At 69.6% G+C, this 12,917-nt stretch carries 9 protein-coding genes; 3 read left to right on the forward strand and 6 right to left on the reverse strand.

The window, feature by feature from the left end; translation table 11 throughout:
• Positions 1–76 precede the first annotated feature (76 nt).
• Positions 77–952 (forward strand): hypothetical protein, encoded by an 876-nt coding sequence (locus A9976_RS14560; protein WP_013800627.1) that lies wholly within the window; start codon positions 77–79, stop codon positions 950–952.
• A gap of 100 nt (positions 953–1,052) precedes the next feature.
• The gene (locus A9976_RS14565) at positions 1,053–1,757 is read left to right on the forward strand and encodes a riboflavin synthase (protein ID WP_012207520.1); all 705 of its coding nucleotides are present in this window, start codon (positions 1,053–1,055) and stop codon (positions 1,755–1,757) included.
• 13 nt (positions 1,758–1,770) lie between these two features.
• Here A9976_RS14565 and A9976_RS14570 read toward each other — a convergent pair whose 3' ends face one another.
• A complete protein-coding gene (locus tag A9976_RS14570) occupies positions 1,771–4,290 on the reverse strand; it encodes a heavy metal translocating P-type ATPase (protein WP_183019598.1) in 2,520 nt (839 codons plus the stop codon).
• A gap of 148 nt (positions 4,291–4,438) precedes the next feature.
• Between A9976_RS14570 and A9976_RS14575 the strand changes: the two genes are divergently transcribed.
• On the forward strand, positions 4,439–6,349 hold the full coding sequence (locus A9976_RS14575) for a bifunctional UDP-sugar hydrolase/5'-nucleotidase (RefSeq protein ID WP_183019599.1): 1,911 nt from the start codon (positions 4,439–4,441) through the stop codon (positions 6,347–6,349).
• 754 nt (positions 6,350–7,103) lie between these two features.
• Here A9976_RS14575 and A9976_RS14580 read toward each other — a convergent pair.
• The 5 genes from A9976_RS14580 to A9976_RS14600 are packed head-to-tail and all read right to left on the reverse strand — an operon-like array spanning position 7,104 to position 12,916.
• The gene (locus tag A9976_RS14580) at positions 7,104–8,831 is read right to left on the reverse strand and encodes a biotin carboxylase N-terminal domain-containing protein (RefSeq protein ID WP_183019600.1); all 1,728 of its coding nucleotides are present in this window, start codon (positions 8,829–8,831) and stop codon (positions 7,104–7,106) included.
• 49 nt (positions 8,832–8,880) lie between these two features.
• The gene (locus A9976_RS14585) at positions 8,881–10,476 is read right to left on the reverse strand and encodes an urea amidolyase family protein (RefSeq protein ID WP_183019601.1); all 1,596 of its coding nucleotides are present in this window, start codon (positions 10,474–10,476) and stop codon (positions 8,881–8,883) included.
• Positions 10,477–10,485: 9 nt separating this feature from the next.
• The gene (locus A9976_RS14590) at positions 10,486–11,244 is read right to left on the reverse strand and encodes a LamB/YcsF family protein (RefSeq protein ID WP_183019602.1); all 759 of its coding nucleotides are present in this window, start codon (positions 11,242–11,244) and stop codon (positions 10,486–10,488) included.
• Between the two features lie 33 nt (positions 11,245–11,277).
• Positions 11,278–11,946, reverse strand: a complete 669-nt coding sequence (gene pcp / locus A9976_RS14595) for a pyroglutamyl-peptidase I (RefSeq protein ID WP_183019603.1) — start codon at positions 11,944–11,946, stop codon at positions 11,278–11,280.
• A 16-nt stretch (positions 11,947–11,962) separates the two neighbouring features.
• A complete protein-coding gene (locus tag A9976_RS14600; RefSeq protein ID WP_183019604.1) occupies positions 11,963–12,916 on the reverse strand; it encodes a DUF979 domain-containing protein in 954 nt (317 codons plus the stop codon).
• Between the last annotated feature and the right edge of the window lies 1 nt (position 12,917).

Below are 12,917 nucleotides of genomic sequence, written 5' to 3' on the forward strand. Positions count from 1 at the left end.
CCCGCATCTCCCTGGCCTGCACGCCTTTTCGGCCGCGCCGCCGCATGGCGCAGCCGCCTTGACCCCGGAGCCGATGATGGACATGGAACTCTCCCAAAACTTTCTGCGCGCCAAAAGCCCCTGCGCGGCGGGCTTTCGCTGGTTCGTGCGCAACCGCCATGACGGCAACGACTACCAGCGCGTGCTCGATGCCCTGGTGGGCGATGGCCGCGTCGAGGACGCGCGCTGGCTCATGAACCAGTTCGGCCCCACCGACGCCGTGCTGGAGGTCGATCACCTGGAGGCCGATGCCCTGGTCTTCGCGGGCAGCGTCGTCGTGCATGGCGAGCTGCGCGTGCCCGGCCTGCTGGCCGTGGGCCGCACGCTGCAGGCCGGCGCCGGCATCCACGCGGGCCGCATCGAGGCCGGCCAGGACCTGCACAGCGGAGGCGCCATCTTCTGCAGCGGGCCGCTGCAGGCCGGTGGCCTGGTCAAGGCCGCCTGGAGCGTGGACGTGCACGAGGAACTGCGCGCCGAAGACGTGCGCGCGGGCTGGGAGCTGCGCTGCGGCGCCGACCTGCGCCTGGCCGGCGGCGCCCAGGCCGGCCAGGACATCGAGGTGCAGGGCGCCATCCGCTGCGGCAAGGGCCTGCGCGCGGGCGGCAGCATCCGCGCCAGCGGCCTGATCGAGCTGGGCCACGGCCTGTACGCCGGCGCCGACGTGGAAGGCGGCAGCCACATCGAGGTGGACTGGGGCATGCGCGCGCTGGGCGACATCCGTGCGGCCTGCAGCATCCGCGCGGGCGAGACCCTGCATGCCGAAGGCGAGATCGCGGCCGGCCCCGGCTACGGCATCTATGCGGGCATGAACGTGCAGCAGGATGCCTGGCCGTCCTGTGCCTGGGTGCATGCGGCGCAGCGGCCCCCAGCCCTGCTCAGCGGCTGGTGGGAAGAAGCAGCGGCACCGGCCTGATGCCCGCAGGGACACGCCGGCCTGCGCCCCCGCAGCGCAGCGCCGCGATGCAAAATACCCGCTTCGCCGCCGCCCGGGCGGCTCCAAGGAATCCCACATCGTGTTCACCGGCATCATCCAGGCCGTGGCAAGCATTGCCGCGCTGCGCGACCAGAACGGCCTGCGCACCTTCACCCTCGACTTTCCCGAAGGCTTCTGCCAGGACCTGGCCATCGGCGCCAGCGTCTCCACCGACGGCGTGTGCCTGACGGTGACCGAGATCCTCTCGCCCACGCGCGCCACCTTCGACGTGATGCTGCAAAGCTTGAACATCACCACGCTGGGCGGCTATGCCGTGGGCGGGCGCGTCAATGTGGAGCGCGCGGCAAAGGATGGCGCCGAGATCGGCGGCCATCCGCTGTCGGGCCATGTGGACTTCACCTCGCCCGTGCTGGAAGTGGCCTCCAGCGACACCAACCACCGCATCCGCTTCGGCATTCCCGAGGGCTTTCGCCACTACGTGTTCGCCAAGGGCTACATCGCCATCAACGGCGCCAGCCTCACGGTGTCCGAGGTGGACCGCCAGGCGGGCTGGTTCGAGGTCTGGCTGATCCCCGAGACGCGCCGCATGACCGTGTTCGAGTCCAAGGGCGTGGGCGACCTGCTCAATGTGGAGATCGACCGCAGCACCCAGGTCGTGGTGGACACGGTGCGCGAGACCGTGCAGCAAAGCCTGGGCCGCCTGCAGCCCGTGCTCGAGGCCCTGCTGAAAGAAAAAGGCCTGAGCCTGGACGACTTCATCGACGTCCCCAAGCTGCCCGGCTAACTGCCTTCGTCGTTCAACGCCCTGCCGCCAGCGGCGGACTGAAACGCCGCAGGCGCAGCGCGTTGCTGAGCACGAAGACGCTGGACAACGCCATGGCCCCGGCCGCGAACACGGGCGACAGCAGCGTGCCGTTGACGGGGTACAGCAGGCCGGCGGCCACGGGGATCAAGGCCACGTTGTAGGCAAAGGCCCAGAACAGGTTCTGGCGGATATTGGCCATGGTGGCCTTGGACAGCGCGATCGCATTGGGCACGCCGCCCAGGTCGCCCGACATCAGCACCACGTCGGCCGCCTCGATGGCGATGTCCGTGCCCGTGCCTATGGCCAGGCCCACATCGGCCTCGGCCAGGGCCGGCGCGTCGTTGATGCCGTCGCCCACATAGGCCAGCGTGCCGTGCCCGGCCTTCAGGCGCTTGACGGCATCGACCTTGCCGCCGGGCAGCACCTCGGCCACCACCTCGTCGATACCCAGCTGGCGCGCGATGGCCTCGGCCGTGAGGCGGTTGTCGCCCGTGATCATGGCCACCTTCAGGCCCAGGGCATGCAGGGCGGCAATGGCGGCCGGCGTGCTGTCCTTGATCGGGTCTGCCACGGCGATCATGGCGGCCAGGCGGCCGTCCACGGCGGCATACAGCGGGGTCTTGCCTTCGTCGCCGAAACGCATGGCATCGGCGGCCAGGCCGTCGACGGACAGGCCCAGCTCGCGCATGAAGCGGTCGGCACCGATCTCCACGCGCACGCCCTCCACCTGGGCGCGCACGCCAAAGCCTGTCACCGATTCAAAGCGATCCACGGCACCCAGCGGCAGATCCTCGGCCTTGGCAGCATCCACGATGGCGCGCGCAATCGGGTGCTCGGAGCGGTCTTCCACGGCCGCCACCAGCGCCAGCACGCGACTGCGCTTGCCCTCGAAGCCCGGGGCCAGCACCAGGTCGGTCAGCTCGGGGCGGCCGCGCGTCAGCGTGCCGGTCTTGTCCACGGCCACCACGCGGGCGTCCTTGAGGGTCTGCAACGCCTCGCCCTTGCGCAGCAGCACGCCCATCTGCGCGGCCCGGCCCGTGCCCACCATGATGGAGGTGGGCGTGGCCAGGCCCATGGCACAGGGGCAGGCGATGATGAGCACGGCCACGGCATTGACCAGCGCAAAGCTCAGTGCGGGCGACGGCCCCCAGGCCAGCCAGGCGCCGAAGGTGAGCAGGGCCACGGCCATCACGGCCGGCACGAACCACATGGTGACCTGGTCCACCAGCGCCTGTATGGGCAGCTTGGAGCCCTGGGCCTGCTCGACCATGCGGATGATCTGCGCCAGCAGCGTGTCCGCGCCCACCTTGGTGGCGCGAAAGGCCAGCGCGCCGTTCTGGTTCACCGTGCCGCCGACCAGTTCGGCACCTGCGGTTTTCTCGACCGGCACGGGCTCGCCGCTGATCATGGATTCATCGACGAAGCTGCTGCCCTCGATGACCTCGCCATCGACGGGAATGCGCTCGCCGGGCCGCACCTCGATGGTGTCGCCCGCACGCACGGCGGCGATCGCCACTTCCTGCACGCCGCCGTCCTTGCGCACGCGCGCCGTCTTGGCCTGCAGGCGCACCAGGCGGCGGATGGCCTCCGAGGTATTGCCCTTGGCGCGCGCCTCCATGAAGCGGCCCAGCAGGATCAGCGCCACGATCACGGCCGCCGCCTCGTAGTACACATTCACCGTGCCGGCAGGCAGCCACTGCGGCACGAAGGTGGCCACCAGCGAATAGGCAAACGCCGCCGAGGTGCCCACGGCCACCAGCGAATTCATGTCGGGCGCGCCGCGCAGCAGCGCGGGAATGCCCTTCTGGAAGAAGCGCAGGCCCGGCCCGAACAGCACGATGGCAGACAGCAGGCACTGCAGGTACCAGCTGTTCTGGGTGCCGATGGCCTGCCCCACCCAGTGGTGGAAGGCCGGCACCATGTGGCCGCCCATCTCCAGCACGAACACCGGCAGCGCGAACACCGTGGCCACGATCAGCGAGCGCTTGAGCGAGGCCCGCTCGCGCGCCTGGCGCTGCTCCGTGCCGTCCTCGGCCGGCGACTGCGCGGCGCCGCCTTCACTGGCCGGGTTCGCGCTGGCGCCCAGCGGACGCGCTTCGTACCCGGCCTTGTGCACAGCTGCCACAAGGGCCGCCACATCTGCACTGCCAGCCAGCGTCACCACTGCACGTTCGGTGGCCAGGTTCACGCTGGCCGACTGCACGCCGTCCACCTTTTTCAGCGCGCGCTCCACGCGGCCCACGCAGGAGGCGCAGGTCATGCCCTCCACCTCCAGTTCCACGCTGGACTGGGGCACTTCGTAGCCGGCCTTCTCGATGGCTGCAATGGCGGCCGGCAGGTCGGCCGCGCCCTCGAAGCGGATGCTGGCCTTTTCGGTGGCCAGGTTGACCACGGCCTCCTGCACGCCCGGCAGCTTCTTGAGCGCGCGTTCCACACGCCCCACGCAGGAGGCGCAGGTCATGCCCTGAACGGGCAGGTCTATGGCCATGCCGGCCTTGGTCGATGCATTCATTGCCTGACTCCTTTGTTCTCGCATGCAGGCACTTTAGAGATTGCCACCATGTCAAGGTCAAGCCCCCTGCAAGGCGATTTCATCGCCGTGTCATCAGCCTTGCCCAGCATCGGCGGCCGTGACAAACCGATACAGAGAGAACCCGTTCATGTCCTTGACCTCCCATCGCCCCGCCCTGCGCCCGCTGGCCGTGGCCCTGGCTGCCTCCGCCCTGATCGCCGGTTGCGGCGGCTCCGGCAACGACACGCCCGCAGGCCAGCCGCTGGAGCTGCGCATTCTGCACATCAACGATCACCACTCCACGCTGGAGTCCAAGAGCAAGACCCTGCAGCTGGACGCCGGCACGGGCAAGGCCGAAGCCGTGGCCGTGGACGCCGCAGGCTTTGCGCGCGTGACCCAGGCCATCGAGGAGCTGGCCGCGCAGTCGCCCAACGTGCTCAAGCTGCACGCCGGCGACGCGCTCACCGGCACGCTGTACTTCAACCGTGCAGGCGCCGACGGCGAGGCCGATGCCGCACTCATGAACACCGTCTGCTTTGACGCCTTCACGCTGGGCAACCACGAGTTCGACAAGGGCGACAGCGGCCTCAAGTCCTTCCTGGACCGCCTGCGCACAGGCAGCTGCAAGACGCCCGTGCTCAGCGCCAACGTGCGCTTTGGCGCCAACTCGGCCCTGAACGCGGCCAAGGCGCCCGGCTACGTCAACCCCTCCACCGTGGTGGAGCGCGGCGGACAGAAGATCGGCATCGTCGGCCTGACCATTGCGGGCAAGACCAAGGCATCGTCCAGCCCCGATGCCGACACCACCTTCGAGGACGAGGCCACGGCGGCCCAGCGCGAAATCGACGCGCTGCGCGCCAAGGGCATCAACAAGATCATCGTCATGAGCCATGTGGGCTATGAGTACGACCGCCAGATCGTGCCCAGGCTCAGCGGCGTGGACGTGGTCGTGGGCGGCGACTCGCACACCCTGCTCGGCCCCGACGTGCTCAACACCACCGGCGTGGGCACGCCCGGCGGCGCCTACCCCACGCGCCTGACCGACAAGGACGGCAGCCCCGTCTGCGTGGTCCAGGCCTGGGAGTACGCCCAGGTCGTCGGCGACCTCAAGGTCCAGTTCGACGCCGACGGCCGCGTCACCCAGTGCACGGGCACGCCCCATGTGCTGATCGGCGACAGCTTCACCATCGCCGGCAAGGCCGTCACCGATGCGCAAAAGACCGCCCTCAAGGCCAGCGCCGCCGCCACCGGCGTGCTGCGCGTGACCACGCCCTCGGCCAAGGCCACGGCCGCGCTGCAGCCGTTCAAGGACAAGGTCGCCCAGTTCAACCTCAAGCAGGTCGCCACCGTGCCCCAGGAACTGTGCTCGCGCCGCGTGCCCGGCGGCGTCGGCACCATGAACTACAGCCAGTCCAGCGCCGCCTGCAATGCCGAAGGCAGCGTCAGCGTGCGCGGCGGCGACATCCAGCAGCTCGTGGCCCAGGCCTACCTGGAAGAAGCCAACCGCCACTACGGCGGCGCCGACATCACCCTGCAAAGCGGCGGCGGCGTGCGCATCCCGCTGCTGGGCCAGACCACGGCCGCCCAGGTCATCCAGGTCCTGCCCTTCGGCAACAAGCTGTTCCGCCTGGACATCACCGGCACGGAAGTCAAGGGCATGCTCGAGGACGGCCTGCAGGCCGTCTACGGCCCCGGCGGCACGACCGGCCCCTACCCCTACACGGGCGGCCTGCGCTTTGACGTGAATGCGGCAGCGGCGGCCGGCCAGCGCGTGTCGGGCATCGAGGTGTATGACAACGCGAGCAAGACGTGGAGGCCGCTGGATACGGCGCGCACCTACAAGCTGTTCGTGCTGAGCTTCAATGCCACGGGTGGCGATGGCTACAAGACGCTGGCGGCCGTGCCTGATGCGCGCCGTCTGGACATTGGCGTGCTCGATTCCGATGTGTTCTTCAACTACATCGAGAGGCAGCCGGTGGATGCGGTGTCCGGCCTGCCGCTGCTGTCGCGGCTGCCGGTGGATCTGTACAGCACGCGTAGTTTTCAGGGTGGGCGCTGAGTCTTCCTGATGGGTTCAGGGATCTGTTTTGATCCCTGCCGGGGGGTTGTTTTTCGAGGCCGGGTCTCGGCCCGGCGGCCGACCTACCTTCTTTTGCTTCGCCAAAAGAACGTAGGCCAAGAAAAGGCGACCCGAATGTCCGCGACCCTCCGCTTCGCTGCGGGCAACCTGCGTCGTGGCGGTTGCGGGGTTCGCTGCGGAACTCGCTTTGCGCTTCGCGCGCCGCTCAGACAACCGCAGCGAGTCAGATCACGAAGCAGTCCTGTCCTTCGGCAGGACTGCAACCCCGCAACCACCACGCCGCAGGCGCTGACATACGGGGAGGTGGTGCGGGCCTTCGCTTCGCTCGGCCCCATTGAAAAAAACAGCCGAGCGTAGCGATGGCGCGTCGGCTGTTTTGCATTTTTGGCTGTTGGCTGTTCCCCAGCCCCCCTTCTGCCCACGCCTGCGTTGGGCGGGATGCGGGGTGGCAAGCCTGCCGAAGGACAGGCTTGCTTCGTCATCTGACTTGCCGCAGTTGTTTGAGCGAAGCGCGCCAGCGCGCAGCGAGTTCTGCGGCACACCCCGCATCCCGCCCAACGCAGGTCGCCCGCAGCGAAGCGAAGGGTCGTGGACAGTGCGGGGCGCGCTTCTTTGCCTACTTTCTTATGGCCGGCACTCCGGTCGCGCGATAAGAAAGTAGGTCGGCCGCCGGGCCGAAACCCGGCTCCTGCCCCCAGAGGCACGACAAAATCAAAAACAGGTCAAACAGAAATCACCCAATCCGAGCAATCACAGCCCCCAACAACTGCGCCTTCCCCGCCTCGGCCACCAAAGCCACCACCCCACTGCGATGCGCCGTCACCTGCATCTCCATCTTCATGGCCTCCATGACGGCAATCACATCGCCTTCCTGGACGGTATCGCCATCCGCCACCTTCCACGCATGCAGATTGCCGGCAATGGGTGAGGTGACGGCAGCAGGGTCCACGGCAGATTCGGCAGCCGGCGCGGCAGCCACGCCGCCGCCGGCCGATGCCAGCCCCTGCAGCAGCACCGCAGGCAGGCCCAGCGACACCCGGCGCCCGTCGATCTCGACCGCGCAGCGCACCAGGCTGGCGTCGGGCAGCGGCTCGGCGCGCACGGCGGCGGCCAGGGGCTCGGCGAAGTCGGATTCGATCCAGCGCGTGTGGACCTTGAAGCCGTCGTGGCCCACGAAGTCGGCATGGCCGATGACGGCGCGGTGGAAGGGCAGCACGGAAGACAGGCCTTCGATGCGGAACTCGGCCAGGGCGCGGCGGGCGCGGGCCAGGGCCTGTTCACGCGTGGCGCCGCTGACGATGAGCTTGGCCATCAGCGAGTCGAAGCTGCCGGGCACGACCGAGCCGGTCTGCACGCCCGTGTCCAGGCGCACGCCGGGGCCCGAGGGCGGATCGAAGCGCACCACGGGGCCGGGCGTGGGCAGGAAGCCCCGGCCCACGTCTTCGGCGTTGATGCGGAATTCGATGGAGTGGCCCAGCGGCGCCGGGGTTTCGGTGATGGACAGCGGCAGGCCGTCGGCCACGCGCAGCTGCTCGATCACCAGGTCCACGCCCGTGGTCTGCTCGGTCACGGGGTGCTCGACCTGCAGGCGCGTGTTGACTTCGAGGAAGGAGATGGCACCTGTCTGGCTCAGCAGGAATTCCACCGTGCCCGCGCTGACGTAGCCGGCCGCCGCGCAGATGTCGCGCGCCGAGCTGTGGATGCGGGCGCGCTGCTCGTCGCTGAGGAAGGGCGCCGGGGCCTCTTCCACCAGCTTCTGGTTGCGCCGCTGCAGCGAGCAGTCGCGCGTGCCCAGCACGACCACGTTGCCATGGGTGTCGGCCAGCACCTGGGCCTCGATGTGGCGGGGGCGGTCCAGGAATTGTTCGACGAAGCATTCGCCGCGGCCGAAGGCGGTGACGGCCTCGCGCACGGCCGAGTGAAAGAGTTCCTCCACCTCGTCCATGCGCCACGCGATCTTCATGCCGCGCCCGCCGCCGCCGAAGGCGGCCTTGATGATGATGGGCAGGCCGTGCTGCTGGGCAAAGGCCAGCACTTCGCCGGCATCCTTGACGGGGTCGGGCGTGCCGGCCACCAGGGGAGCGCCGACCTGCAGGGCGATCTTGCGCGCCTCGACCTTGTCGCCCAGCTTGGCGATGGTCTCGGGCGTGGGGCCGATCCAGCGCAGGCCCGCATCCAGCACGGCGCGCGCAAAGGCTTCGCTTTCGGACAGGAAGCCGTAGCCGGGGTGCACCGCGTCGGCGCCGCTCTTGTGCGCGATGGCGATGAGCTTGGCGATGTTCAGGTAGGTGTCGGCCGGGCGCTCGCCGTCCAGGCCATAGGCCTCGTCGGCCATGCGCACGTGCAGGGCGTCGATGTCGGCATCGGCGTAGACGGCCACGGACTTCACGCCGTAGTCGGTGCAGGCGCGGGCGATGCGGACGGCGATCTCGCCACGGTTGGCAATCAGGACTTTTTTCATGATCTGCTTCTTTCAGTTGCTGGGAGCGCCCTGCGGCGCTCCACCACGTTCAATTCGTCGATTCCCCGGCGCCGGGCGTGTACTCCTCGAAGGCGCGGATGGGGTTGAAGCGGATCCAGGCGCCCACGGGAATCTGGCCGGCCAGATCCAGGTGGTGCGGCGCCACGCAGCCGATGACGGGATAGCCGCCCGTCAGCGGATGGTCGGCCAGGAACAGCACGGGCTGGCCGCTGGGGGGCACCTGGATGGCGCCCAGCGGCGTGCCTTCGCTGGGCAGCTCGCCGGCCACGGCGCGCGCCAGGGGCTGCTCGCCCGCCACGCGCAGGCCCACGCGGTTGGACTGCGGCGTGACCTGCCAGCGCTGCGCGGCCAGCAGGGCCACGGCCTCGGGCGTGAACCAGTCGGTGCGCGGACCCAGCTCCACGTCCAGCACCACGTCCTGCCCGGTGGTGGGCAGGGACTCGGGCGGCAGCTCGGGTGCGGCCACGGCCTTGCGGTCTGCAGGCCGCACGGGCAGGACCTGGCCCACGGTCAGGGCGACTGGGCCGACATTCGCCAGGGTGTCGGTGCAGGCACTGCCCAGCACGGGCGTGACGGCAAAGCCGCCGCGCACGGCCACATAGCAGCGCGCGCCGGCCACGGGCTGGCCCACGGTCAACTGGTCGCCGTCGGCCAGGGCAACGGCCTGGTAGCGCGGCACGCTCCAGCGCTGGCCAGCCCCGGTGGTCACGGTCAGGGGCGCATCGGCGCCCGTGATGGCGACCACGGTCTCGCCCCGGCTTTGCAGCGACAGGCCACCGCCCACGGTCTCCAGCACGGCCAGGTCGCTGGCATTGCCGACCAGGCGGTTGGCAGCCTTGAAGGCGGCCTGGTCCATGGCGCCCGAGGCCGAGACGCCCTGCCCGGCCTGGCCCAGCCGGCCACGGTCCTGGAACAGCGTCATCAAGCCCGTGGCCTTGACGCGCAGCGCGTTGCCTCCATGCGGCGCGGCCTGCGCCACGGCGGGCGCGGGCGCCTCATCCACCTGGACCATGCCGGCCGCATCGACAAAGCGCACGCGGTAGCCGGGCTGCAGCAGCGCAGGCAGCTCGCGCGCCAGGTCCCACATGCGGGCCGAGGTGCGGCCTATCAGTTGCCAGCCGCCCGGGCTGGCCTGGGGATAGACGGCGCTGAACGTGCCGCCCAGCGCCACCGAGCCGGCCGGCACGCGCGTGCGCGGCGTGGTGCGGCGCGGCACGTTGAAGATCGGATCGCCCCCGCTGAGGTAGGCAAAGCCGGGCGCAAAGCCCGTGAAGGCCACGGCGTACTCGCTGCCCGTGTGGCGGCGCACGACTTCCTCGGGCGTGATGCCCAGCAGCTGCGCCACATCGGCCAGGTCCTCGCCGTCGTAGTGCACGGGAATCTCGACCAGCACATTGCTGCGCTCGGCACGCTGGTCCAGGTTGCGCGCGGCAATGCGGCGCACCAGCTCGGCCACGCCCAGCCTGGCGGGAGCGAACTGCACGAGCACGGTGCGCGCGGCAGGCACCAGTTCCTGCACGCCATCGATGGGCTCGCGCTGCAGCGAGCCCAGCAGGGCCAGGGTTTCATCCAGATCGGCCAGCTCCACCATCAGGGCCTGGCGGTTGACGGGTAGAAAGCGCATGGCCGCTCCTCAACCTGCGAAGGAGGAGATACGCACCCCCTCCTGCTCGAAACGCTCGCGCAGATGGCGTGCGATGGCCACGGCGCCGGGGCTGTCGCCATGCACGCAGATGGAGTCGGCGGCAATGCGCACGCGGCTGCCGTCCACGGCCTCGACCACGCCTTCGCGCACCAGCATGAGCATGCGCGCGGCGATCTGGTCCACGTCGTGGAGTACGGCGCCTGGGTCGCGGCGCGAAACCAGGGTGCCTTCGGGCGTGTAGCCCCGGTCGGCAAAGGCCTCGGCCACCACGGTCAGGCCTGCGTCGCGCGCCCAGTCGATCAGGGGCGAGCCGGCCAGAGCCACCAGCACCAGGCTGGGATCGATCGCCCGCATGGCCGTGATGACGTCGGTGGCTTGGCGCCTGTCGTGGGCGATGGTGTTGTACAGCGCGCCGTGCGGCTTGACGTAGCGCACCTCGGTGCCCGCCACGCGGGCCAGGCCCTGCAGCGCGCCGATCTGGTAGATGACGCCGGCCACCAGGTCGGCGCTGGCCACGTCCATGTTGCGCCGGCCGAAGCCGACCAGGTCGGGATAGGACACATGGGCGCCGACAATGGCGCCGCGCTCGCGGGCGGCCTTGAGCGTTTCCAGGATGCCTGCCGGGTCGCCGGCATGGAATCCGCAGGCCACGTTGGCACTGCTGACGATATCGAGCATGGCGGCATCGTCGCCCATGCGCCATCCGCCCAGGCTCTCGCCAAGATCACTGTTCAGGTCAATTTTCATCGTTCTCTCCTCGCCGGTCTCGGTGCACGGGGTTCAGTGCAGCTGCCCGGCGTTTTCCTTCAGATCCTGGGTCACGGTCAGGGCCGTGCGAATGGTCTCGCGCACGGCCTCCACCTGGTCGGCCAGGGACATGCTGGGCATGCCCGGCTTGCGCGCTGCCTGTTCGGGCAGGGCCGGCACGTGGATGAAGCCGCCACGCGCGCCCGGCGCAGCCTTGCCCTGGGCCAGCCAGTGCATGAGCGCGAAAAACACGTGGTTGCAGACAAAGGTGCCCGCCGTGTTGGACACGGAAGACGGAATGCCGCGCGCACGCAGGTTGTGCACCACGGCCTTGATGGGCAGCGTGCTGAAGTAGGCCGCCGGCGCCCCGGCGATGACGGGCGTGTCCACGGGCTGGTATGCCGCGTGGTCGGGGATGCGGGCATCGTCCAGGTTGATGGCCACGCGCTCGGGCGTGAAGTCGAGGCGCCCGCCCGCCAGGCCCAGGCCGATGACCAGCACCGGCTGCAGCTGCGCCAGCGCCTCTTCCAGCTGGCGCAGCGACTCGCCGAACACGCAGCGCAGCTGCAGGCCGTGGACGGTGGCGCCGGCCACGGTCTGGCCATGCAAGGCACGCGCCACTTCCCACGAGGGATTGACAGGGTCCTGCTCGAACGGCTCGAAGCCGGTCACCAGGATGCGCGGGGAAGTGGAATCGGTCATGGCAGGGGTCCGTTCCTCAACGGAACATCAGGAAGTACAGCAGGAAGACATTGGCCGTCAGCAGGGCCAGGGCCGTGGGCACCTGGGCTCGGATCACGGCATTCTTGTCGATCTCCAGCAGCGCGGCGGGCACCAGGTTGAAGTTGGCCGCCATGGGCGTCAGCAGCGTGCCGCAGTAGCCCGAGAGCATGCCGATGGCCGCCATCACGGCCGGGTCGCCATGGTAGACGCCGACCAGGATGGGCACGCCCACGCCGCCCGTCATCACCGGGAAGGCGGCAAAGCCGTTGCCCATGACCACGGTGAACAGCGCCATGCCCAGCACGTAGACGGCCACGGCCACGAAGCGGATGTCCATGTTGATATAGGTGGTGGTCACATAGGCCACGGCCTTGCCCACGCCGGCGTCCGAGAACACCAGGCCCAGCATGCCCAGCATCTGGGGCAGGACCAGGGCCCAGCCCAGCGCATCGGTCAGGCGGCGCGATTCGCGCATGCCCTGGGCCGGCGTCTCGCGGGTCAGCCAGCAGGCCAGGCCCAGGGCCAGCACGCAGCCCACGCCCAGGCTCACCAGCGTGGTGGCCTTGGGGTCCAGCAGGGGCGTGCCGCCGAAGACCAGGTGCGAGGCGCTCAGCGTGCCGACCATGGTGATCAGCGGAATCGCCAGGGCGGGTGCGAACAGCTTGTTGCCCAGGCGCTTGGCGCTGGCCAGGTAGTCGGCATCGCTGCGCGGCGCATGGCGGCCGCTGCCCACGCCGCCGAAGCCGGCGATCAGGGCCATGGCCACGGCGATCACGCCCACGACCACGGGCGACAGTTCATTGCCCACCAGGAAGACGGCCGCGTACAGCGCCCAGAACAGGCCGCTGGACCAGCGCTTGGGGTTGCTGGCATCGCGCAGCGTCATCACGGCCGTGACGGCCAGGACGAAGCCGACCAGGTAGTACAGGTGTTGGATGGTCAGCGTCATT

This window comes from Delftia sp. UME58, from assembly GCF_014170385.1.
Classification (GTDB): domain Bacteria; phylum Pseudomonadota; class Gammaproteobacteria; order Burkholderiales; family Burkholderiaceae_C; genus Comamonas; species Comamonas acidovorans.

What these genes read in the sequence shown, in the direction of transcription:
- A9976_RS14580 (WP_183019600.1), bottom strand. Translation starts at nt 8,831, where the DNA reads ATGAAAAAAGTCCTGATTGCCAACCGTGGCGAGATCGCCGTCCGCATC.
- A9976_RS14600 (WP_183019604.1), bottom strand. Translation starts at nt 12,916, where the DNA reads ATGACGCTGACCATCCAACACCTGTACTACCTGGTCGGCTTCGTCCTG.
- A9976_RS14590 (WP_183019602.1), bottom strand. Translation starts at nt 11,244, where the DNA reads ATGAAAATTGACCTGAACAGTGATCTTGGCGAGAGCCTGGGCGGATGG.
- A9976_RS14570 (WP_183019598.1), bottom strand. Translation starts at nt 4,290, where the DNA reads ATGAATGCATCGACCAAGGCCGGCATGGCCATAGACCTGCCCGTTCAG.
- A9976_RS14575 (WP_183019599.1), top strand. Translation starts at nt 4,439, where the DNA reads ATGTCCTTGACCTCCCATCGCCCCGCCCTGCGCCCGCTGGCCGTGGCC.
- A9976_RS14560 (WP_013800627.1), top strand. Translation starts at nt 77, where the DNA reads ATGGACATGGAACTCTCCCAAAACTTTCTGCGCGCCAAAAGCCCCTGC.
- pcp (WP_183019603.1), bottom strand. Translation starts at nt 11,946, where the DNA reads ATGACCGATTCCACTTCCCCGCGCATCCTGGTGACCGGCTTCGAGCCG.
- A9976_RS14585 (WP_183019601.1), bottom strand. Translation starts at nt 10,476, where the DNA reads ATGCGCTTTCTACCCGTCAACCGCCAGGCCCTGATGGTGGAGCTGGCC.